The following is a 21533-nucleotide window of genomic DNA, read 5'->3' on the forward strand; positions in this document are numbered from 1 at the left end:
AATTTCGGGTATAATAATTATAGCGTTCTTTAAATTTACAAAATTCTATTTTCAAACAAAATGGCAAGTATATGGCCAAAATCCTCCATATACGGGGAGTTGATACCAATGGATTCAGGCACACACTTAGTAATGGGCGTTGCTTTAGGTGGTTTAGCCTTAGCAGACCCAGTTGTAGCAAATAATTCAATGGGTTTTGCTGCTGTAATGGCAGGAACAATAATTGGTTCACAAGCACCTGATGTCGATACCGTATTAAAATTAAGAAATAACGCAGTTTATATTCGCCACCACCGTGGTATAACTCATTCTATACCGGCAGTACTATTATGGCCCATTGCAATTACTGCTTTGCTTAGTTTAATATTCCATGAAGCAAATATCTTACACCTATGGCTCTGGACTTTTCTTGCGGTTTTTCTACATGTATTTGTAGATATATTCAACGCCTATGGTACACAGGCTCTCAGACCATTTTCGAAAAAGTGGGTTGCCCTCGGTGTTATTAACACCTTTGATCCTATCATTTTTGGGATTCACTGTGTTGGAATTTTACTTTGGGCATTCGGTTTTGATCCTGTAAAAACATTCATTATCATGTATTTGATTATAATCGGCTATTACATTTTGCGCTTTGTATTACAGGCTGCCGTTAAAAGAGCTGTTCATCATGCAATTCAGGATGAAGATTATGTTATTGTGGCCCCAACAATGCGGTTTTTCAATTGGCGTGTAGCAGCAAAATCAAAAACTCATTATTATGTCGGGCGAGCATATGGCAGAACTATTAACATCTATGATAAGTTTGAAATTCACCCACTTCCAAAAACGCCAATTGTTGAAAAAGCATTGGAGGATTCTAACTTAAGCGCATTCCTTTCCTTCTCACCACTATACCGATGGGAGATTTCCGAGCTCGAAAATGGTTTAACTGAGGTTCGCCTCATCGACCTGCGTTATCGAAGTAATGATCATTATCCCTTTGTTGCAGTAGCTCATCTCGATGAAGAGCTTAATATTGTCAATTCCTACACTGGTTGGATTTTTAGTGAAGATAAATTACAACAGAAGCTTCAGATTGGAGCCAGTGACTAAAGCTGCTTTCGAAGCTTTTAGTATCAGTACTAAATATAAGGAGTTGTCCTAATGTCTAGGACAACTCCTTTTTCTATACTTCCTTCTATTGAACTGTATCATCACTATCATGTAAGAGATGTGCATACTTTGGATTTCTGCCTACAAATTCATGGATTTTGTCGCCGTAGCTTGTGATCCATTGCTGAATGATTTTTTCTGTGTATTCTGCTCCACGATAATCATAGCCAGCTTTCGCATACGTTGACTCGAAATCGGACCATAATAGTTCAATCCATGTACGTGCCTTGTTAACAGAGAGATTGGCGTTTTTCTCAGCAAGAAGCTGAGTTAGCTGCTCTATCGATTGATTTGCATTCATATTATTTCCCTGCCTTCATCGGTAAAAGAATTGAAATTGGCAATGCTTCCTCAAAACGATCTCCACCTAAACGATAGCCCCATGCAAAGCGACCTTTCAAATATTCAACTTTAAAAAATTCACCTGGTGCGCCATCGATTCGATACATTTCACCTTTTACGATGGTTTTTGGATCGATTAGATAAGCAGCTGCCATAGTAGCTTTTCTTTCATATACAGCATATTCATTTACAATGCCAAGTTGTTCAGCTTTTCTTGCTTTTTCTTTCAGCTTAGCAATTTCTTCTCTCAGTTCTTGCTCTGTCATTTCTGCATAGCTTTTTTCAGTCATTTTCTTCAATCTCCTTCTCTGATAAAAAACGGTCAATTACTTCTATTGGAAAGCCTTTTTGATATAAGGCTTGTTTTGTCTTCATTTTTAAATCAATCCCAGTAAGCTTGGAAGCATATTTACTCCAAAGCTTATTCCCCTGACTCTCAATCAATTCATACCAATCATCATCTTCTCGCTCTAGCTTAATTTGGTCAAGTATTTCGTTTGTAATTGAAAAAGAATAGCCCTTTCTCATTAAAACATCCTGAATTTTTTGTTTAATTTGCATTGGCGTTTTATTTTGATTGGCTCGAATCGCCTTTTCTGCAAGCTCCATAGCGATAGCAAGCTGTTCTTTATGGGAAAAAGAATCAAGCACTTTATTTTGTGTTTCTTTATCGATTCCTTTTTTGATTAAATCTTGTTTAATAGCTCTTGGACCCTTTTTTGCAGTTTTCTTTTTCGTTTCCAAAAGAGCCTTTGAATAGGTTTCATCATTTAGAAAGCCTAACTTTTCAAGTTTTCTAATTGCTTCTAATACAACAGCTTCTCCAAAACCTGCATCTAATAGCTTTTTTTTCACTTCGTATTCACTGCGCATTTGATAGCTTAAAAAGTTCAACGCCCGGTTGAAGGCTTTTGAAATTTCGTCCTCGTAGGTAATTTCGTCAATATCAAATTGTTCGAGTACTTTTCCCTTAGTTAAGCCAAACTTTATAAGTGTTGATTCATCTACAGCAAATGCATATGTATCATTCAAATAAATATTATACCGTTCTGGATTGTTTTTTTGTCGTCCTATTTTAGATATGACTTGCATTACAAACACTCCTTCTAAAGCTAGTATACATGTTTTTTTAGATTGTTTCATTTTAGAGTTTTTTTAGAAATATGAGTTCCTGATTCTTTGAAAATTAATTGTTTGCTGCTTAGCATAAAGAAACTAAATTCGCACAATATAAGCAAAAAGGAGGCTATAATTCTTTATGTGGAAACGTCACATTTCTGGTTTAACACTATGTGCGATTGTATTTGCTATTGCTTTTTGCTTAGTTAAACCAGATGTCGCAAGTGCAAATTCGTACTATTGGGGCTTTACTAAATCGAAGGATGGCAAGCCTGTTGATGCAGGTGCTAACTTTGATGAAATCTTAAAGAACTACGGTGCTTTCTATACTGGAGATCCAAATAAAAAAACAATTTACTTAACCTTTGATAGCGGCTTTGAAAACGGTTATACAGAATCCATTTTGGATACATTAAAAAAAGAAGATGTACCTGCAGCATTCTTCTTAGCTGGCCATTACTTAGAAAGTGCAAGTGACTTAGTAAATAGAATGATTGATGAAGGACATCTCATTGGAAATCACACATATGGACACCCTGATTTATCAAAATTATCGGATGAAGGCGTACTAAAGGAATTAAAAAAATTCGATAAAAGATTAAAGGAAACAACCGGACAAAAACGTACATATTACGTTCGTCCTCCAAAAGGAATTTTTAATGAGAGAATTTTGGAGCTTGGAAACAATCACGGCTATACCTATATATTTTGGGACACTGCCTTTGTTGATTGGAATGATGATGCAAATGTCGGATGGCAATATGCTTATGACGAGTTGATGGATCAATTGCATCCTGGTGCCGTTATCCTCATGCATACAGTAGCGAAGTATAATGCTGATGCACTTCCGAAGTTTATCAAGGCGGCGAAAAAGGAAGGCTATTCCTTTGGTTCGATCGATGATTTAGTAATGGACCAAGTGCTGGAATAAATTAAGGGATTCTCATTTTTGTGAGAATCCCTTAGTTATTGTTATTTGAACATCTTTTTCAAATTGGCCATTTCAATTGCAGATACTGCTGAATCGTAACCTTTGTTCCCTGCCTTTGTTCCCGCTCTTTCAATTGCTTGCTCGATATTTTCCGTTGTTACAATACCGAAAATGACCGGTACATTTGAATTAAGTGATACACTTGCAATCCCTTTTGCTGCTTCATTGTTTACGTAATCATAATGAGTTGTAGATCCGCGTATGACAGTTCCTAATCCAATAATGGCATCATATTCACCTGTTTCTACCATTTGCTTAGCTATAAATGGCACCTCAAAAGCCCCCGGAACCCATGCAATATCAATACGCTCTTCTGCAACCCCATGTCTTTTTAAGCCATCAAGTGCCCCGTTTAGTAATTGTGAAGTAATAAAGTCATTAAAACGACCAACAACAATTCCTATTTTTAAATCTGTTCCGATTAAATTAGCTTCAAATAATTTCCCCATCTTAAAAGATCCCTCCGAATTCATTCTGTTATGATTGATAAATTTGTGTATTGTTTTTCACAAAAGCTGACTAAATCCTCTATGGATATGATTTTTAAGCCGTGCTGTTTAGCAAAATTCATCAATCCATCTAAACGAAGCATCTCCCCATCATCCCCCATAATTTCACAAATAACCCCTGCTGGATAACTTCCACAGACTTTCGCTAAATCAACTGCAGCTTCTGTATGTCCTCTTCTTTCTAATACTCCGTTTGGTTTTGCGACAAGCGGGAATACATGTCCAGGTCTTCTAAACTGATTAGGCGCTGCATTCGCATTAATCATTTGAAGAATTGTAAAGGACCGCTCGTAAGCACTAATACCAGTTGTGGTTTCGATATGGTCTACACTCACTGTAAATGCTGTTTGGTGATTATCTGTATTATTATCAACCATGGCTGGTAGATTTAATTTCCTTGCTAGCTCTTCAGTAATTGGTGTACAAATTAACCCTCGTCCATAAGTAGCCATAAAGTTAATATTTTCTGGAGTTGCAAATTCAGCTAGAACTACCAAATCCCCTTCGTTTTCACGATTCTCATCGTCTACTACTATGATCATCTTGCCTAATTTTAAATCGAGTATGGCTTGTTCTATAGTATTTAGCATGTAATTCCACCACCCTTTCTAGAATCCGTTTTGTCTCAAAAAGTCCATTGTTATGTTAGATGTGCTTTCAGTCCTCTTTAAATGATGCAGAACATACTTACCAAGCATGTCAGTTTCAATATTGACTTTTTCTCCTGCTCCTTTTCTTCCCAGAACTGTCTCAGCATAAGTATGGGGGATTAGTGAAACCGTTACACTGTTATGTGAAACCTTAAAAAGTGTAAGACTTGTTCCATCAATTGTAATGGAGCCCTTTGGAATACAATTTGTCAGGTTTTCCTTAGCTACTTCTATTTCAATATAGAAAGCATTTGAAATAGGTCTTTTGCTTTTAATCGTGCCTACACCATCGACATGTCCGGAAACAAGATGTCCCCCGAATCTGCCATTAGCACTCATTGCACGCTCTAAATTCACAAAATCATTCAACTTTAACATATGGATAGTTGTTGAATTTACTGTTTCAGGCATGACATCAACTGTCATCTCTTCATTGTTAAATTGGGTAATTGTCAGGCATACCCCATTTACTGCAATACTGTCACCCAAATTTGCATCTGAAACAATCTTTGGCGAGAAAATAGTTAATTGCATGCTGCTCTCATCTTTTTTGATAGCTGTTACTCTACCTTGATCCTCAATAATGCCCGTAAACATCTACTCACCTCATTTCTAAATAAAAATAAAAACTCCTTAAGAATTCCTAAGGAGTTTGGGAGTATTTATGGCAAGCTTAAATAAACCTTTTGAAATTAACATTTTCAAAAAGTGCCTACCAAAATTCATCCTTCTCCCATCCAGACTATACTGTCGGCTTTGGACTTACACCAAAATCCTGCTCATTAGAGCTCACGGGCTTAGAAGGCTTACCTTCATCACCGTCGATTGGGAATTTCACCCGACCCCGAAGGACATTATTTACTTTAAGCATTGATTAAATAAAAAATCCCGTCATTTTGGTTGACGGGATTAAAAAGCGTGCTAAAAAAGCTATAGCAAATAAGACCATTAAAAAATTCATTTTAAAGTTTTTGCCTACAGAAAACTAAGCCTACCGAGAATACCAATCTCGTTAAGCTAGTAACCTTTGCTTAAGCTTACTCCTTCTCCCATCCAGACTATACTGTCGGCTTTGGACTCGCACCAAATCCTGCTCATTAGAGCTCACGGGCTTAGAAGGCTTGCCTTCATCACCGTCGATTGGGAATTTCACCCGACCCCGAAGGAATTTTTTATTTAATTGCTACAACGATAACATGAATGCGATAGATTATCCATTGAAAAAATCGGACAATTCTCTATTCAGTAAAAAGGGATCACCTGAATATGTAGGAAATATTTATCCATTTGCTTTCAGTTCGAGCTCCGTTATAATGTTTAGATGAACTATTAAAGGACGTGAACGCTTTTGAGCGATAAAGTATTGATGGAAATTGGACAAAAATTTCCTTTAACTATAAAAAGATTAGGCATTAATGGTGAAGGTGTTGGCTTTTATAAGCGCAATGTGGTCTTTGTAAAAGGTGCTCTTCCAGGTGAAGAAGTGACGGTAAAGGTCTCTAAAGTACAGCATAATTTTGCTGAAGCGGATGTTCTTACTATACGTAAAGCTTCAAAAGACCGCCAAGAACCAAGCTGCCCTGTATATAATGAGTGTGGCGGTTGTCAGCTACAGCATTTAACATATGAGGGACAACTAAAAGAAAAACGAGATATGGTTATCCAATCTCTCGAAAAATATGTGAAGTCTATTGCTGAAACAACGGATATTCGCCCAACGATTGGAATGGACAATCCTCGTCATTATCGAAACAAGAGCTCCTTCCAGGTACGTAAAGAAGGTAAACGTGTTTATGCAGGTCTTTTTTCAGAGGGAACAAACAAGCTGTTGAACATAAATGACTGCGAAGTTCAGCATCCACTAACTTCAAAAATAACTGTTGCGACACGTAAAATATTACAAAAACTAAATATCACAATCTTTGATGGGAAATCTTTAGACGGTTTAGTAAGAACCATTGTAGTTCGTACTGCCATTCAAACAGGTGAAACACAGGTTTGTTTAGTAACAACTAGAAAAGACATTCCACATAAACAAGAGCTTATTGAACGTATGCTTAAAATCGATCCAAGCATCGTTTCAATTACACAAAATATTAATCGTGAAAAAACATCCCTTATTTTTGGCGATGAAACAATCCTCCTTCATGGAAAAGAAACCATTCACGAAAAATTAGGCGAGCTTGCATTTGATTTATCTTCTCGTGCTTTCTTCCAATTAAATCCTGAGCAAACAGTTCATCTATATGATGAAATTAAAAAGGCTGCTGAGTTAACTGGTAAAGAAAAAGTAGTCGATGCTTATTGTGGCGTTGGAACAATCGGTTTATGGCTCGCACCAAAGGCAAAAGAAGTTCGAGGAATGGATGTCGTTCCTGAAAGCATTGATGATGCTAAGCGAAATGCTCGCAACCATGGATATAAACACGCACGTTACTACACAGGCACAGCAGAGGAATGGTTAGCAAAATGGAACCGCGAGGGCTTTATTCCTGATGTCGTAACAGTGGATCCTCCGCGTACAGGACTAGCACCAAGTTTTATCAAAACTGTTATGAAAATTAAACCAAAACGTTTTGTGTATACTTCTTGTAACCCTTCAACATTTGCAAAGGATTTACAAGAACTAACAAAGCTTTATAAAGTTGACTATATTCAACCAGTTGATATGTTCCCACAAACAGCTCGAGTTGAAATTGTAGCAAAATTAACTTTAAAAAATAAATAAAATACAAGAAAAGAACCGCCTCAAATTTGAATTGGAGCGGTTCTTTTCTTGTGAATTTATTCTAAAATCTCTTTATTTTTAAAGATTTGAATAGTGAAGTAGAGAATAAGGACAATTAAAGCAACAGTTAGAAGTACAGTCGCTAGGAAATTCGGCTGAACGTCTCCTGATTGCAACAAATAACCTGTATGTCCAGTTAACGTTGCCGGACTCCACTTCATTTTTTCATTAAATATAGAAGTAACTATTGAAATAGTAGCGATGATTAAGATTGATATGAAGGCAACACTTCCGCTCCCCTTCATAACCGTGCTAAAGAACAATGTCAAAGTCACTACAAATACTAACCATAAACCATAGATAGCAAAGCTTTGAAAAATACGGTCAGGTGTTACTGAGCCAATCAGTAAATTCGTATAGTACCATGAAGCAAGATAACCGATAAAAAATGACAATAATGTTATCGTTACTAATCCTGCCCACTTCGATAAAATATAAGAAGAATACGGAACTGGTTTACTCATGACCATTCCCGCTACCCCATTTTGTCTTTCAACTGAAACAATTCCCATTGCACTCAGTACAAGAATTAGAATCCCTAGCATTCCATAATTTGAAATAACACTCATCAATGCTTCCGCTCCTGTAGGAAGTGGCATCTCAATTATTGTGCCTTCCGGTAAACCTCCGAGAGTATCTAACATTTTCGGCATATAATAGGAGCTAATTGGCTGCATTACACCGAGTAATATAAAAACTAGAGGAATCCATAATAGTTTAAAATTCCTTATCATTTCCATTAGTTCTTTGCGATAAAGTACCCTCCATTGTGTCATGCCTTCACCACCTTCATAAATAAATCCTCTAATGTTGTTTGTGCCAGCTCAAACTTTCTAATAGGTAGATTTTGATTTACGATTTCATTTAAAAGAATGTGTCTCCCCTTCGCCATATCAGTCACACTAATATTCGCTACATTCCCTTGAATATTTACCTCTGATACAAAGCTATAACTTTCGACTTCTTTTATCCATGAAGAAGCATCAGAATCAAATTCAATTTGAATAATTGGTTGTCTGTACTGCTCTATCACATTTTCTAATTCCCCTGAAATTGCGATATCTCCCTCATTGATGATAATAATGTCGTCGCTAATTTCTTGTGCATCGTGAAGTACATGGGTGGAGAAAATAACGGTTGTTTCTTGTTTTATCTCCCGCATCATGTCCAGTACCTCTCTTCTCCCTAGTGGATCAAGTGCAGAAACAGGTTCATCTAATATTAGTAATTTAGGACGATGAATAAGTGCTTGTGCTAAACCGAGTCGTTGCTTCATGCCACCTGAATATCCGCCGATTTTTCTTTTCTTCGCATCCAGTAGGCCAACACGTTCCAGTAATTCTTCACTTCTTTCTTCTGCTTCTTTTCGATTTAATTTCGCTAGCTCAGCAGTAAAAACAAGAAATTCCTTACCGCTCATCCAATTGAAAAAAGAGGGGTATTGGGGCAAGTAACCAATGTATTGTCTAATGTCCTTTTGCTTAGTTCCCTGAAACGAAATACTTCCGGAGGTTGGCTCGAGTAAACCCGAAAGCATTTTCAACGTTGTGGTTTTTCCGGCTCCATTAGCTCCAAGTAGTGAAACACATCTACCTTCATCAATATGAAAGGAAAGCCCATTTACTGCATTTGTAGAGCCATATTTTTTGACCAAGTTGGTTACCCTCAGCAATTCCATTAATCATTTCTCCTTCCAATGACAAAGTAAAGGACAGGTCCTATAATGTTTATGAATAGAATAACAAGGATCCATAACCATTTCGGTCCGTTTGTCTTTTCCGCTCTTATACATGAGGTTAACGCAATTATTACCAGTAATAACTGAATTACAAGAATTGGAGCGATTACTCCCCATGGAATCCCGTTTAATATTTCGTTCATATTTCTCCTCCATTTTGTCTAATGATAGGTTTTTTCATTTACAAAAATGAAATGACTAAAAAAACAGTCAGTGGTACTAAGATAATTACAAGCCCGATCGGATTGGCAAAATTCAGTGTCCAACCAACACCAAAACGCTTTTCAACAAAAATAGAAGGATCATTTTTATTGAAGTAGAAGAGTCCACCCTTCCAATATTTATCTTCGTCTAAATCCATAATTTTAGCTTCTACTGTAGTCTCCATCACTTTATCGGAACGCCCTACTTTTATGGCAAAGATAAGTGTTCCTATTAATACTAAAATAAGAAAAGAAAATGGAATTATCAGTTTTACAAACCCTTCACCAATTTCCGGATGAATCGTCATTAGCTGGAAATAGCTCATTAACATCGTTATTCCCAACAACACAACAAATAACAGCCAGCTTGAATATTTTCTTAAAGATAATTGGCGATTACGTGATGATTCTAGAGAAGTAGCACTCAGCTTGATTCCTGATTTCTTTGTTGCTATATGGATTCCCAAAAACATTAATTGCATCATTAACAAGCCCAGTGACAGTTTGATCGCTGAGAATGAAGTTTTATCTGTAAATGCGTCAGCCTCCCCACTCGGTCCCCAATGAGTAGGAATTTGATTTGGAAGGATATCATAATTCATCAAAGTGTAAATCATTAAACCAATTGTCGAAATAATCGGCAGTAAATATAAATACCAAGGCAACATTTCATCCTGACTGCGAATTGACAAATCCGTTACTTTCATAGGTTTTAAATTCTCAGCCCAGTTGTTTTGCTGCTTTAGCTGTTTTGTTTTCGCATGATAATACAAATAGAATGTGATACTTATAAAAATTAACGCAAATTCAATAACGGCACCAGTCAAAGCAACCTGATTGTCTAAGCGCTCATTGCTTAATACCCATACAAGATAGGAGACTAAAATGACAATCGATAACAATGCCACACTTAAGGAATAATACTTTTTATATTTTTTGATTGTTTTGTCCTCAATATATTGCTCCGGTACCATAACACCGAAAACAACCGTTCGATTCACTAAGTACGGAATCGCTGTCTGTATCACTGCGATAAATAGCGTAATAATGAAAAATATTATAAACGACATACTTCTTCCCCCTTTACCTTTCTTTCATTTGATTTAACATACCACTCACTAATTCCTCTATTTCTTTTTTGCTCATACCTAATACGAATGCTTCAGCAATTACTGGTTTAAAACCAGCCTCAATCAGCTGTTTTTTCTCTTCTGTCATTTGCTCTATGGATGAGATTATTGCGCCTGATTTCGGAACAATTTTGATAATCCCTTTTTTCTCTAGCTCATGATAGCTTTTATTGACCGTATGCATATTAACGCCAAGATCTGCTGCAAAGGCTCTAACTGAAGGCAACGAATCGCCAGGAGCTATTTCTCCCCGTGCAATACCTTCAATGATTTGATTTGTAAGTTGTGTATAGATTGGTATATCTGATTCGGCCTCAATATGAATAATCACAAAATCCCTCCAATCTGTTCTACATATATTAGAACAAAACTGTTATACAATCAATATAACACCTTTGTTCTATAAATGGTAGAACAAAATTGATTTATTTTTATGTTCTCAAAAAAACATGTTAATAATTTCTGCATTTTTGTTTACCCTAAAAGCAAATGGGAATACGTAAATTGTTCAGATAATTCTTTTCTTTTCCTATTTAAATAGTTCAAGAATTAGTTATGATTTTTACTACGGATAACATTTGCTAGAATTAACACATTTTTTGTCGAAAAATGATTGCTACAGAAAAAATATTTCTGTATAATCTGTCTTATTGTTCAACTTTAGTTTAGTGCTAAAGTTGATAGCTCAGGTTTGTTTCACTAGGTTCTTCCGTGTTTTTTACTGTAGAATGTAGAATGGTTACTTGCCCTGACACAAGTAATTTATTATGATGCCGCGCTCAGTTAGAAACTAAGCGTACAGGCTTAAATTTTAGGGGGTTATAAAGAATTGGGTAAAGCATTGATTATTGGTGCTGGCGGTGTTGCTAGCGTTGTCGTACACAAATGTGTACAAAACTCAGAAGTATTCGAAGAGATTATGATCGCAAGTCGAACAAAATCTAAGTGTGATGCTTTAAAAGAAAAATTAGACGGTGGAAAAACGATTATCCATACTGCGCAAGTGGATGCGGATAATACAGACGAGCTAATTGAATTAATCAATGGATTTAAACCAGATGTGGTAATTAACGTAGCTTTACCATATCAAGACTTAACAATTATGGATGCATGTTTAGCTACAGGTGTGCATTACGTTGATACTGCTAACTATGAGCCACCTGAAACAGCTAAGTTTGAATATAAATGGCAATGGGCTTACAAAGAGAAATTCGAAAAAGCTGGTTTAACAGCTCTTTTAGGTAGTGGATTTGACCCAGGTGTAACAGGCGTATTCTCTGCATATGCATTAAAGCATTATTTCGATGAAATTCATTACATCGATATCTTAGATGCAAACGCTGGTGATCACGGGTATCCGTTCGCTACAAATTTCAACCCAGAAATCAACATCCGTGAAATTACAGCAAACGGACGTTACTGGAAAGACGGCGAGTGGGTAGAAACAGCACCACTTGAGCATAAAGAAGTTTATAACTTCCCAGAGATAGGTCCTAAAGATATGTACCTTCTATACCATGAAGAATTAGAATCTTTAGCGAAAAACATTACAGGAATTAAACAAATTCGTTTCTGGATGACTTTCTCACAAAAATATATCACACACTTAAACGTACTTGAAAATGTAGGAATGACTTCAATTGAACCTATCGAATACGAAGGTCAAATGATTCAACCACTACAATTCCTAAAAGCAGTATTACCAGATCCAGCTTCTTTAGGACCACGTACAAAAGGTAAAACAAATATCGGGATCATCGCTCGTGGTATTAAAGATGGCGAAGAGAAAACTTACTATGTATATAACGTGTGTGACCATGAAGAGTGCTACCGTGAAGTTGGCTCTCAAGCAATTTCATACACAACAGGTGTACCAGCTATGATCGGTGCAATGCTTGTAATGAACGGCACTTGGCAAAAACCAGGCGTATATAATGTAGAAGAGTTCAATCCAGATCCATTCATGGAAGCTTTAAATAAATGGGGTCTTCCATGGCAAGAAAGCTTTAATCCTGAACTGATTGATCTTAACTTTGACGAAAAAGAGGCAAAGTAAATGAAAGCAATCGATTGGAAAGCAGCTCCGTCTCCTAGTTATGTAGTGGACGAGCGTTTGCTATTACGTAATTTTGAAATTTTAAAGTCTGTTCAAGATCGCACAGGCTGTGATATCTTACTTGCCCTTAAAGGGTTCTCAATGTTCTCGACATTCCCTATGGCGCGTAATTACCTAAAAGGAATTACATCAAGTTCTTTATTTGAGGCACGCCTTGGCTACGAGGAATTCGGTAAAGAGGTTCACGCTTATGCACCTGCATATGCAGAGCATGAAATTGATGAGTATTTAAAGTATGTGGATCATATTGTATTCAACTCTTTTGACCAATTACACAAGTACAAAGAGAAAGTACAAAGTGTTGAAGGGAAGCATGTTTCTATTGGATTACGTGTTAACCCTGGTTATTCAGAAGTAGAAACACCTTTATATGACCCATGCTACATCAATTCTCGCTTAGGAATTCCTGTGGATTCATTCCGTCCTGATGAGCTTGAGGGTGTTGAAGGTATTCACTTCCACGCAATGTGTGAGCAAGGTTCAGATGTTCTTGAACGTATTTTAGTTCACTTTGAAGAAAAATACGGCAAGTACCTACACCAAATGAAATGGATTAACTTCGGTGGTGGTCATCATGTTACTCGTGAGGATTACGACGTAGAGAAGCTTGTTTCATTGATTAACTACATGCAAGACAAGTACGATGTAAAGGTTATTTTGGAGCCAGGTGAAGCAATCGCTTTAAATACCGGGTACTTAGTAACTACTGTACTGGATATTGTGAAAAATGGTATGGAGATTGCTATTCTAGATACATCTGCAACATGTCATATGCCAGACGTATTAGAAATGCCTTACCGACCACAGATTATCGGTGCAAGTACACCAAATGATAAGCCATACACATATCGTCTAGGCGGTATGACGTGTCTAGCTGGAGACGTTATCGGTGACTATTCATTCGATCAGCCTCTAAAAGCTGGAGACAAAATCGTATTTACAGATATGGCACACTACACAATGGTAAAAAACCATATGTTCAACGGTGTCAACCTACCAAGCATCTGTCTATACAACGAAGAAGAAGGCGTAAAAGTAATCCGCCAATTCGGCTACGAAGACTACCGAAACAGATTGTCTTAGTGTGTACCAGGTACACAAACAATTCAGAAACAATTCTGATAATTGAACTTAAAACAAAAGCTTTGCAGGAGACTTTTTCCCTGCAAAGCTTTTTTAGTTATTCTGCACTTGGTGTGGATTTGGGTAGTGTTAGTTTCCCGAATAGGAGAATGATGAGATATATCAAAAATAGCATTATGGCAATAAACAGTAAAAAGCTGATAGAGTCTACTAGTTCTAAGTAAAGTCCACCTATAAATGGACCTGTTAAGCTGCCTAGACTAAAGAATATTCCACATAGCAGGTTACCTGTAGGGAGTAATTCTTTTGGTGTTAAATCTGCCATATAGGTAATGCCTAATGAGAACAATGACCCGAGGAACATACCTGATACTAAGAAAATACAAAGAACCCACACTTGAGAATGCTCCAGCTGGCTTCCTAGCGCGAAAAGCACTGCCCCACTGAAAATCCCTATTAAGATAACTTTTCTTCTTCCAATTTTATCACCAATTATTCCAATTGGTATCTGAGTTATAATTGCCCCTATCGAGAAGGCGGCTAAAATCATAGAAATCATTGAATCTTTAAAGTCCATACGAAGAGCGTAAACTGGAAATAATGCATTTAAAGAGGTTTCTAATACACCATAAACAAAGGACGGCAAGAAAGCGACCCAGGCGTATTTGAATGACATTTTATAGCGTGAAAGACCATTTGCTTCCACGTTATCCCCTTTTAAAGCTTCTGGCTTTTCATTACGAATAAAGAACACAAACGACCAAGCTATTAAACAAAGTATAGATGAAACAACAAACGGCAGTGTTTCTGAAATGCCTACTAAATTTAACATCAATGGACCCGCTGCAAACCCTACGCCAAATGACAAACCGTAGATGGACATACTTTTCCCAAGATTCCCTTCTGGTGCAGATGTAGTTAACCAGGTTTGGGTAGAAAAGTGTAGACAGTGATCTCCTATTCCAATTAGCAAGCGTAAAATAAACCAAAACATAATATTTTCCCAAAACGGAAACATTAACAATGATAGAAAAACAATAGCTCCCCCGACAATAATAATCGGTTTATAACCGAACCTTCTTAAAGGCTGTTCGATAAATGGAGAGATCAATAAAGTTCCTATGTATAGCCCAGTCGCATTTAAGCCGTTTAACGTAGAGGATACGCCATCTGTTTCAAAAATAACTGATATAACCGGTAATAACATCCCTTGCGAAAAGCCTGAAATCGATACAATGATGATTAACGTCCAAAACCTTCGCCGTTCATAATGATTTGCTGATAACATATATGTCCTCCAACCTTAAACATATCGATAATACCGTATATATTAACATATCATTATTAAAATAGCTTTAATATTTCGCATATTAAAAACCCTAGCATTCAACAATAGTTGGACGCTAGGGTTTACACTTCGATTTCCTCCATTTGTAATTGCATAAACATTATTACGGCTTTACCTGACAGCCGAAAACTTGTTTAAACTCCCTCCTTCTTTTTTGTAGAGTGAGTATCATCTTTTCGACCATCTCCCTTCGATTTGATATATTCAATTTATCATATTATTTCAATTTTGTAAATATTCAAAAAATATATTTTTTCTAAAATTATTCCTTTGTCTTCACACCTCTATTTTCACATATTATTTGAACTCTATTTATAAATTCGCTATGATGGTCATGACGAAAGAGGTGTAATAATGTCGAACTCTATTACAGATAAAAACAAACAAGTGAATTACTTAAAAGAACGCCTTCAAATTTTTGTTGAAGTTTTAGATGCAATTGATCCAGAAACTGCTGATGTTGAAGATATCGACAAACTGATTCAGATGCTTGATGATGTAGAAGACAAAATGGACCAATTTAAAGGCCGCGACGACCTAACAAAAGAATAAAATTCCCAAAGAGATGTCTCCAATTTTTCAGTTGGAGACATCTCTTTTTTCAATGCCTCCCCCCCACGCTATTTTAAAAAGCTTTTATTTATTTGATATATTTCTATGACTCTTTTTTTCATGAAATTAAAAAGGTATAATAAGTGATGGAAAATAAAATATTCTGGGGGGAATATCCATGTCTCAAGTTGCTACTTCTTATTTACAAACACTAGAGAAAAGTCTATATGACTTAGTAAGCGAAACTTCAACGAACTTACCAAAAGATGTTCGTCGTGCAATTAAAAAAGCAAAAGATGCTGAAAACGCTGGCACTCGTGCAGCTATGAGTTTAGACACAATTGCTAACAATATCGTAATGGCTGAAGACAATGTATCACCAATCTGTCAAGATACTGGTCTACCAACCTTCAAAGTAAAAACTCCAGTTGGCGTAAACCAACTAGAAATTAAGGCTGCTATTAAAAATGCAATAGTACAAGCAACACAGGATGCAAAATTACGTCCAAACTCAGTTGATTCTTTAACTGGGAAAAACAGTGGCGATAACCTAGGCGATGGTCTTCCAGTTGTGAAGTTTGAGCAATGGGAAAAAGACTATATCGAAGTTAAGTTAATCCTTAAAGGTGGCGGCTGCGAAAACAAAAATATCCAATACAGCTTACCTTGCGAATTAGAAGGTCTTGGTCGTGCTGGTCGTGACTTAGATGGTATCCGTAAATGTATTTTACACTCTGTATGGCAGTCTCAAGGACAAGGCTGTTCTGCTGGCTTCATCGGTGTAGGTATTGGTGGAGATCGTTCTTCAGGCTATGATCTTGCGAAAGAGCAATTATTCCGTCACGTTGATGATGTAAATCCAAATGAAGACCTTGCGAAATTAGAAGAGTACATCGTTGAGAAAGCGAATACATTCGGTATCGGTACTATGGGCTTCGGCGGTGAAGCAACTTTACTAGGCTGTAAAATTGGCGTTATGCACCGTATCCCTGCTTCATTCTACGTTTCTGTCGCTTATAACTGTTGGGCTTACCGTCGTATGGCTATCGACATTGACGTGAATTCAGGTGAAATCACAAACTGGCATTACCAAGATGGTGAAAAAATCACTTTCCGTGACGAGCCAAAAACAGAAGTACAATCAGAAAGCAAAGTGGTTGAACTGACTGCTCCTATTACTGAAGAGCAAATTCGCGAACTTAAAGTTGGTGACGTTGTTAAAATCAACGGTCGTATGTACACTGGCCGTGACGCAATCCACCATCACTTAATGAGCCATGATGCTCCAGTAGATTTAAATGGACAAGTTATCTATCACTGTGGTCCTGTTATGGCAAAAGACGAAGAAGGCAATTGGACAGTAAAAGCTGCTGGACCAACTACTTCTATTCGTGAGGAGCCATACCAAGGCGATATCATGAAAAAATTCGGTATTCGTGCTGTCATCGGTAAAGGCGGTATGGGTCCAAAAACTCTTGCTGCACTTAAAGATCACGGCGGCGTTTACTTAAACGCAATCGGTGGAGCTGCACAATACTATGCTGATTGTATTAAGAGTGTAGATGGTGTTGATTTACAAGAGTTCGGTATTCCAGAAGCAATGTGGCATTTAAATGTTGAAGGCTTCACAGCTGTTGTAACAATGGATTCACACGGCAACTCTTTACACGCTGATGTTGAGAAATCATCATTAGAGAAGCTTTCCCAATTCGCTGAACGTGTTTTCTAATTAACTTTGTGCACCAACCCCCTGTATGGATCATTGATTCTTACAGGGGGTTTTTTGTTATTCATCATATAGGCACTAGTGCCCTCCTATTTAGTAACACTTTATTCTCCTTTTACATATTTAGAATTGTAGTGCATTTACAATTCTAACACTCTATATTATAATGATTATAAATTAATAATTATTATTTAGAATTTATAAGCTAATTGATAACAATTATCAAGTCGATATTTATTACTATTTTGATAGTGATATTCATTATCAAAAGGAGGCCAGTATGAAACAATCTAATCGAGAAAGCGAATATCTAATTGAGAAAATTAAAGAACATGGTGAGCTGATTGCAGCTATTGCATCAGGCCTCATAATATTACTTGCGTGGCGAATGGAATCAACTGGTTTATCGACAGCTTCAGTTATTGCCTATCTAAGTGCCTTTGTAATTGGTGGTTACGCAAAAGCAAAGGAAGGTATTTTAGATACTATCCAAAACAAAAATTTAAACGTTGAATTATTGATGATACTAGCAGCTATCGGTTCAGCTATTATTGGTTACTGGACAGAGGGTGCTATCCTTATCTTTATCTTTGCACTAAGTGGTGCTCTTGAAACCTATGCCATGAATAAAAGTCATCGTGAAATCTCTGCCTTAATGAATTTACAGCCAGAAGAAGCTTGGCTTGTTCGAGGTGGATTTGAGCCAATCAAGGTAGCTGTTACATCCTTAAAAGTAGGCGATCATTTATTAATTAAGCCCGGTGAAAGAGTCCCTGTAGATGGTCAAATTCTTAAAGGCACCTCTTCAATTGATGAATCTGCAATCAGCGGAGAATCTATGCCTGTTACAAAGGGTTCAGGGGAAGATGTCTATGCTGGGACTGTAAATTTAAACGGTACTTTAACAGTCAACATGACCAAACCAAATTCAGAAACTCTTTTCCAGAAAATTATTACCCTTGTCCAATCAGCACAAAGTGAAAAATCCCCTTCTCAGCAATTCATTGAACGCTTCGAGGGGACTTACGTAAAATTTGTTCTATTAACAGTACTTTTAATGCTATTTATTCCCCACTATTTACTTGGATGGGACTGGACTACAACCTTTTACAGAGCAATGGTATTGTTAGTAGTAGCATCTCCATGTGCTTTGGTAGCTTCAATAATGCCGGCAACTCTAGCGACTATATCAAATGGCGCTAAAAACGGAATTCTCTTTAAAGGTGGCGTGCATTTAGAGCATTTAAGTGTTTTAAAATTGTTAGCTGTTGATAAAACAGGTACTCTTACTGTTGGTACTCCTGTAGTGACTGATGTAATTGTAAGAGATTCATTAAATGAAAGAGAAACAATTGCAACCCTGGCTTCTATCGAATCTCAATCAAATCATCCGTTGGCACAAGCAATCGCTAAATATGCAAAAGAGCAAGACATCCAGCCAACTCAGGGAATTGAAATAGAAGACGTTCCAGGATGGGGTTTAAAAGCCAATATTCAAAATTCTACTTACCTGGTTGGTAAACCTGATTTCGTGGGAAAAGCTGAGGCTGCACAATTTGCTAATTATGCAGCGGAAAATTTGGCCGCAGAAGGAAAAACGGTAATATTCTTAAAGGACGAAGAAGGAATTGCAGCCTTGGTAGCCATGAAGGATACAGTGCGTGATGAGGCTAAACACGCTGTGAAGCTATTAAAGGACCTTGGGATTCAAGTGACTATGCTTACTGGTGATAACGAAAAAACAGCAAAAACTATCGCCTCTGAAGCAGGTGTAAATGAGTATATTGCTGAATGCTTACCTGAAACGAAAGTAAATCATATTAAAGACTACTTTATTAAATACAAAAATGTAGGCATGGTCGGAGACGGCATTAACGATGCACCGGCACTTGCTACAGCAACTGTTGGGATTGCCATGGGTGGCGGTACAGATGTCGCTTTAGAAACTGCTGATGTTGTATTAATGAAAAATGATTTATCCAAAATTGCTTACGCAGTATCTTTATCTAAAAAAATGCAAAGAATCGTTAAACAAAATATTATTTTCTCCATTGCTGTCATTGCCCTATTAATCATTTCAAACTTCCTGCAAATCGTCGATCTACCCTTTGGTGTAATTGGACATGAAGGAAGCACCATTCTAGTTATTCTTAATGGGCTAAGAATGCTTAAGTCATAAGGTTAAGGAGGTGTCTCACCAGTCATGAGACACCTCCTTTTTACGCTATAAGGCTTTAGCGACAATCGTAAAAAGAGCTTTTGCTCTATAGTAGCAAAAGCTCTTTTCAATTTATTCCTTATACCCCTTCTTAACTAAGCTTCTTTTATGCATGGTCGCATTTAGGAGACCACCAAATATGAGAATCATACCTGTAAAATAGAGCCATAGCATAAGAATGATTACCCCTGCGATACTTCCATAGGTTGAAGCATAGTTTCCGAAATTATTAACGTAATATGAAAAACCATATATTAGTGTAACCCATGCTATTGAAGAAAATAGTGCACCAGGAAGTACACTAATAATACGTAGTCGTGGGTCTGTATTTGGGATTATCCAATAGATTAAATTTAACACCAAGAATATTAAGACTGGTGGAATAATCCAACGGACAAGCTGCCAAAAGTCCTTGAAGGTTTCCTCTACCCCTAGATAGTTAAACAGTGAATAAGCAAAATGCTCTCCTAAAATAGGAATGACTAAGGCAATTATAATAATGACAACTAATGCAATAGTAAAGACTAATGACAATGATCGATTAATTAACCCTGATTTCGGCTCAGTTTCATAAGCACCGTTTAATGTTTTGATTAGTGCATTAACCCCTCTTGATGCCGACCAGATTGTCCCTAACACCCCGACAGATAATAGTCCACCACCACTATGCGTCGTTAAAATTTCTGTTAGCGTACCCTGTGTTAATAAGAACACTTCTGACGGAACTACCGTTTGAAGGAAATCAAATACATAATCCACATCTAAATCTAAATAAGGTAATAATGTCACAATAAAAATTAATAAAGGAAAAAATGATAATAAGAAGAAGTACGCTAATTGCGCTCCCATACCTGATATATCAACATCTCGCATACGTACAAATAAATCTTGTATAAACCCTTTTCCTGTTGTTATATCTATTTTGGACTCGTCTGGGTCAAAAAAGGATTTAACTGATGCTACTACTCCATTATTTTGTTTTTTCTTCTCTTCCTTCAAAGCTTTCCCACTCCCCCTTGTTTCACTTTTAGTTCAAATGCTCAGGTTTGTTTAGTTCACTCTTTGTCTCTTTTACTATAGTTTGAACACTGTCTGGAATTTCTTTAACTTCTTCAATTTTACTTACAATTGTATTAATATTTTCTGAGGCATTCACATATATTTTTTGTGCTGCTTCTACTTTTTGATCAATAATTTGCTGAAGCTCTTCACGATTGTTTGCGTAATATACAACCCTTTCCTTCACCTTTTTCGTTGCTTCTATTGTATGTTCTCTCGTTTTGCGGTCAAACATACTAATAACAGCACCAGCAATTGCACCAATTGCAATTGCTTTAAATAATTTACTTTCACTCATCATATTTACCTCCTGTCTAAAGTTAAAACAATAATCAAACTGGTAATTTTTTCTTTACCCTATCATTTTATTAGAAAGCATAGATATCGCCAAGAAATTTAGCCTCGTGATTGTGTTTTACCAGCGTGCAAATTAGGGTTCATTTAGTAAGTATCCTTTAATGCAAAATTGGAAACATGAACTGAGTGACAAATGTTATTGACAAAGAAGGGCATTGAGTGGAATGATTAAAAGGATACTTTGAAAGGTGGGGACAAAATGGATTTGACTAAACCATCAAAAGAAAATGTTTTTTATATGATCGAGCAAATTAAAGAAAAACTACGTATGGTAAATGTTGACGCTATGAAATCAGAACATTTCACAGATGAGCATTATGAAGATATATTGTATCTTTACGAAATGGTTATGAAACGCAACACATTCAGTCCAAGTGAAATGCAGGCTATTGTATCCGAACTTGGTACATTAAGAAAATAAGCTTATTGCCATTATAGTAAAAAAGTTT

23 protein-coding genes and 2 riboswitches are annotated in these 21533 nt (G+C 36.8%); of the genes, 9 read left to right on the plus strand and 14 right to left on the minus strand.

Annotated features, from left to right (window positions below; all coding sequences use genetic code 11):
- Positions 1 to 108 precede the first annotated feature (108 nt).
- Complete coding sequence (locus tag LG296_RS16295) at positions 109 to 1095, plus strand: metal-dependent hydrolase (RefSeq protein ID WP_107937105.1); 987 nt, start codon at positions 109 to 111, stop codon at positions 1093 to 1095.
- A gap of 85 nt (positions 1096 to 1180) precedes the next feature.
- On the opposite strand, the gene LG296_RS16300 is transcribed toward LG296_RS16295, so the two are convergent.
- Genes LG296_RS16300 through recX form a run of 3 tightly spaced genes read right to left on the minus strand, consistent with a single transcriptional unit; the run spans position 1181 to position 2589 of the window.
- Positions 1181 to 1456, minus strand: a complete 276-nt coding sequence (locus LG296_RS16300) for a YfhJ family protein (protein ID WP_107937103.1) — start codon at positions 1454 to 1456, stop codon at positions 1181 to 1183.
- Between the two features lies 1 nt (position 1457).
- Positions 1458 to 1787 carry a YfhH family protein gene (locus tag LG296_RS16305; RefSeq protein ID WP_107937101.1) on the minus strand — a complete coding sequence of 110 codons (330 nt, stop codon included), beginning with the start codon at positions 1785 to 1787 and terminating at the stop codon, positions 1458 to 1460.
- Positions 1780 to 2589, minus strand: a complete 810-nt coding sequence (gene recX / locus LG296_RS16310; RefSeq protein ID WP_107937099.1) for a recombination regulator RecX — start codon at positions 2587 to 2589, stop codon at positions 1780 to 1782. Before recX ends, LG296_RS16305 begins: the two co-directional genes overlap by 8 nt.
- A 166-nt stretch (positions 2590 to 2755) precedes the next feature.
- Here recX and LG296_RS16315 point away from each other — a divergent pair, with 166 nt between their 5' ends.
- On the plus strand, positions 2756 to 3547 hold the full coding sequence (locus LG296_RS16315; RefSeq protein ID WP_107937097.1) for a polysaccharide deacetylase family protein: 792 nt from the start codon (positions 2756 to 2758) through the stop codon (positions 3545 to 3547).
- A gap of 41 nt (positions 3548 to 3588) precedes the next feature.
- Here LG296_RS16315 and ribE (LG296_RS16320) read toward each other — a convergent pair whose 3' ends face one another.
- Genes ribE (LG296_RS16320) through ribE (LG296_RS16330) form a run of 3 tightly spaced genes read right to left on the minus strand, consistent with a single transcriptional unit; the run spans position 3589 to position 5363 of the window.
- Positions 3589 to 4056 (minus strand): 6,7-dimethyl-8-ribityllumazine synthase, encoded by a 468-nt coding sequence (ribE, locus tag LG296_RS16320; protein ID WP_107937095.1) that lies wholly within the window; start codon positions 4054 to 4056, stop codon positions 3589 to 3591.
- 20 nt (positions 4057 to 4076) lie between these two features.
- On the minus strand, positions 4077 to 4706 hold the full coding sequence (ribB, locus tag LG296_RS16325) for a 3,4-dihydroxy-2-butanone-4-phosphate synthase (protein WP_107937093.1): 630 nt from the start codon (positions 4704 to 4706) through the stop codon (positions 4077 to 4079).
- An 18-nt stretch (positions 4707 to 4724) separates the two neighbouring features.
- A complete protein-coding gene (gene ribE / locus LG296_RS16330; RefSeq protein ID WP_107937091.1) occupies positions 4725 to 5363 on the minus strand; it encodes a riboflavin synthase in 639 nt (212 codons plus the stop codon).
- Positions 5364 to 5487: 124 nt separating this feature from the next.
- A riboswitch (FMN riboswitch) is annotated at positions 5488 to 5622 on the minus strand.
- Positions 5623 to 5803: 181 nt separating this feature from the next.
- Positions 5804 to 5937: riboswitch (FMN riboswitch) on the minus strand.
- 195 nt (positions 5938 to 6132) lie between these two features.
- Here ribE (LG296_RS16330) and rlmD point away from each other — a divergent pair.
- Complete coding sequence (gene rlmD / locus LG296_RS16335) at positions 6133 to 7494, plus strand: 23S rRNA (uracil(1939)-C(5))-methyltransferase RlmD (protein ID WP_404427994.1); 1362 nt, start codon at positions 6133 to 6135, stop codon at positions 7492 to 7494.
- Between the two features lie 56 nt (positions 7495 to 7550).
- On the opposite strand, the gene LG296_RS16340 is transcribed toward rlmD, so the two are convergent.
- Genes LG296_RS16340 through LG296_RS16360 form a run of 5 tightly spaced genes read right to left on the minus strand, consistent with a single transcriptional unit; the run spans position 7551 to position 10956 of the window.
- Positions 7551 to 8330, minus strand: a complete 780-nt coding sequence (locus LG296_RS16340; protein ID WP_107935222.1) for an ABC transporter permease — start codon at positions 8328 to 8330, stop codon at positions 7551 to 7553.
- The gene (locus tag LG296_RS16345; RefSeq protein WP_404427229.1) at positions 8327 to 9208 is read right to left on the minus strand and encodes an ATP-binding cassette domain-containing protein; all 882 of its coding nucleotides are present in this window, start codon (positions 9206 to 9208) and stop codon (positions 8327 to 8329) included. Before LG296_RS16345 ends, LG296_RS16340 begins: the two co-directional genes overlap by 4 nt.
- A gap of 23 nt (positions 9209 to 9231) precedes the next feature.
- Complete coding sequence (locus LG296_RS16350) at positions 9232 to 9435, minus strand: PLD nuclease N-terminal domain-containing protein (protein WP_107935224.1); 204 nt, start codon at positions 9433 to 9435, stop codon at positions 9232 to 9234.
- Between the two features lie 38 nt (positions 9436 to 9473).
- Positions 9474 to 10565: a DUF1648 domain-containing protein gene (locus tag LG296_RS16355; protein ID WP_107935225.1), complete on the minus strand. Its 1092-nt coding sequence runs from the start codon at positions 10563 to 10565 to the stop codon at positions 9474 to 9476.
- A gap of 13 nt (positions 10566 to 10578) precedes the next feature.
- Complete coding sequence (locus LG296_RS16360; protein ID WP_107935226.1) at positions 10579 to 10956, minus strand: GntR family transcriptional regulator; 378 nt, start codon at positions 10954 to 10956, stop codon at positions 10579 to 10581.
- 498 nt (positions 10957 to 11454) lie between these two features.
- On the opposite strand from LG296_RS16360, the gene LG296_RS16365 reads away from it, so the two are divergent.
- Together LG296_RS16365 and nspC are read left to right on the plus strand one after the other, a co-directional pair.
- On the plus strand, positions 11455 to 12681 hold the full coding sequence (locus tag LG296_RS16365; RefSeq protein ID WP_107935227.1) for a saccharopine dehydrogenase family protein: 1227 nt from the start codon (positions 11455 to 11457) through the stop codon (positions 12679 to 12681).
- Complete coding sequence (gene nspC / locus LG296_RS16370; protein ID WP_107935228.1) at positions 12682 to 13824, plus strand: carboxynorspermidine decarboxylase; 1143 nt, start codon at positions 12682 to 12684, stop codon at positions 13822 to 13824.
- A 97-nt stretch (positions 13825 to 13921) separates the two neighbouring features.
- Here nspC and LG296_RS16375 read toward each other — a convergent pair whose 3' ends face one another.
- Positions 13922 to 15112, minus strand: coding sequence for an MFS transporter (locus LG296_RS16375; protein WP_107935229.1), 1191 nt, complete (start codon positions 15110 to 15112; stop codon positions 13922 to 13924).
- Between the two features lie 414 nt (positions 15113 to 15526).
- On the opposite strand from LG296_RS16375, the gene LG296_RS16380 reads away from it, so the two are divergent.
- The 3 genes from LG296_RS16380 to LG296_RS16390 all read left to right on the plus strand — a co-directional run bounded on the left by LG296_RS16380 (position 15527) and on the right by LG296_RS16390 (position 19629).
- Positions 15527 to 15724, plus strand: a complete 198-nt coding sequence (locus LG296_RS16380) for an SE1561 family protein (protein ID WP_107935230.1) — start codon at positions 15527 to 15529, stop codon at positions 15722 to 15724.
- Between the two features lie 178 nt (positions 15725 to 15902).
- Entirely contained in the window at positions 15903 to 17453 is a 1551-nt protein-coding gene (locus tag LG296_RS16385; RefSeq protein WP_107935231.1) for a fumarate hydratase, read from the plus strand.
- A gap of 277 nt (positions 17454 to 17730) precedes the next feature.
- Positions 17731 to 19629 carry a heavy metal translocating P-type ATPase gene (locus LG296_RS16390; RefSeq protein ID WP_107935232.1) on the plus strand — a complete coding sequence of 633 codons (1899 nt, stop codon included), beginning with the start codon at positions 17731 to 17733 and terminating at the stop codon, positions 19627 to 19629.
- Between the two features lie 111 nt (positions 19630 to 19740).
- Here LG296_RS16390 and LG296_RS16395 read toward each other — a convergent pair whose 3' ends face one another.
- Both LG296_RS16395 and LG296_RS16400 read right to left on the minus strand, forming a co-directional pair.
- A complete protein-coding gene (locus LG296_RS16395) occupies positions 19741 to 20667 on the minus strand; it encodes a YihY/virulence factor BrkB family protein (protein ID WP_235867645.1) in 927 nt (308 codons plus the stop codon).
- Between the two features lie 28 nt (positions 20668 to 20695).
- Positions 20696 to 21025 carry a recombination mediator protein UvsY gene (locus tag LG296_RS16400; protein ID WP_107935233.1) on the minus strand — a complete coding sequence of 110 codons (330 nt, stop codon included), beginning with the start codon at positions 21023 to 21025 and terminating at the stop codon, positions 20696 to 20698.
- Positions 21026 to 21283: 258 nt separating this feature from the next.
- Here LG296_RS16400 and LG296_RS16405 point away from each other — a divergent pair, with 258 nt between their 5' ends.
- Positions 21284 to 21505 (plus strand): DUF1128 domain-containing protein, encoded by a 222-nt coding sequence (locus tag LG296_RS16405; RefSeq protein ID WP_107935234.1) that lies wholly within the window; start codon positions 21284 to 21286, stop codon positions 21503 to 21505.
- Positions 21506 to 21533 lie beyond the last annotated feature (28 nt).

The sequence above is a fragment of the Ureibacillus chungkukjangi genome (assembly GCF_044795995.1).
In the GTDB taxonomy this organism is placed as follows: Bacteria; Bacillota; Bacilli; order Bacillales_A; family Planococcaceae; genus Ureibacillus; species Ureibacillus chungkukjangi.

Coding starts and splice junctions, on each gene's coding strand:
- LG296_RS16295 (WP_107937105.1), top strand. CDS start 109: ATGGATTCAGGCACACACTTAGTAATGGGCGTTGCTTTAGGTGGTTTA.
- LG296_RS16300 (WP_107937103.1), bottom strand. CDS start 1,456: ATGAATGCAAATCAATCGATAGAGCAGCTAACTCAGCTTCTTGCTGAG.
- LG296_RS16305 (WP_107937101.1), bottom strand. CDS start 1,787: ATGACTGAAAAAAGCTATGCAGAAATGACAGAGCAAGAACTGAGAGAA.
- recX (WP_107937099.1), bottom strand. CDS start 2,589: ATGCAAGTCATATCTAAAATAGGACGACAAAAAAACAATCCAGAACGG.
- LG296_RS16315 (WP_107937097.1), top strand. CDS start 2,756: ATGTGGAAACGTCACATTTCTGGTTTAACACTATGTGCGATTGTATTT.
- ribE (WP_107937095.1), bottom strand. CDS start 4,056: ATGGGGAAATTATTTGAAGCTAATTTAATCGGAACAGATTTAAAAATA.
- ribB (WP_107937093.1), bottom strand. CDS start 4,706: ATGCTAAATACTATAGAACAAGCCATACTCGATTTAAAATTAGGCAAG.
- ribE (WP_107937091.1), bottom strand. CDS start 5,363: ATGTTTACGGGCATTATTGAGGATCAAGGTAGAGTAACAGCTATCAAA.
- rlmD (WP_404427994.1), top strand. CDS start 6,133: ATGGAAATTGGACAAAAATTTCCTTTAACTATAAAAAGATTAGGCATT.
- LG296_RS16340 (WP_107935222.1), bottom strand. CDS start 8,330: ATGACACAATGGAGGGTACTTTATCGCAAAGAACTAATGGAAATGATA.
- LG296_RS16350 (WP_107935224.1), bottom strand. CDS start 9,435: ATGAACGAAATATTAAACGGGATTCCATGGGGAGTAATCGCTCCAATT.
- LG296_RS16355 (WP_107935225.1), bottom strand. CDS start 10,565: ATGTCGTTTATAATATTTTTCATTATTACGCTATTTATCGCAGTGATA.
- nspC (WP_107935228.1), top strand. CDS start 12,682: ATGAAAGCAATCGATTGGAAAGCAGCTCCGTCTCCTAGTTATGTAGTG.
- LG296_RS16375 (WP_107935229.1), bottom strand. CDS start 15,112: ATGTTATCAGCAAATCATTATGAACGGCGAAGGTTTTGGACGTTAATC.
- LG296_RS16380 (WP_107935230.1), top strand. CDS start 15,527: ATGTCGAACTCTATTACAGATAAAAACAAACAAGTGAATTACTTAAAA.
- LG296_RS16385 (WP_107935231.1), top strand. CDS start 15,903: ATGTCTCAAGTTGCTACTTCTTATTTACAAACACTAGAGAAAAGTCTA.
- LG296_RS16390 (WP_107935232.1), top strand. CDS start 17,731: ATGAAACAATCTAATCGAGAAAGCGAATATCTAATTGAGAAAATTAAA.
- LG296_RS16400 (WP_107935233.1), bottom strand. CDS start 21,025: ATGAGTGAAAGTAAATTATTTAAAGCAATTGCAATTGGTGCAATTGCT.
- LG296_RS16405 (WP_107935234.1), top strand. CDS start 21,284: ATGGATTTGACTAAACCATCAAAAGAAAATGTTTTTTATATGATCGAG.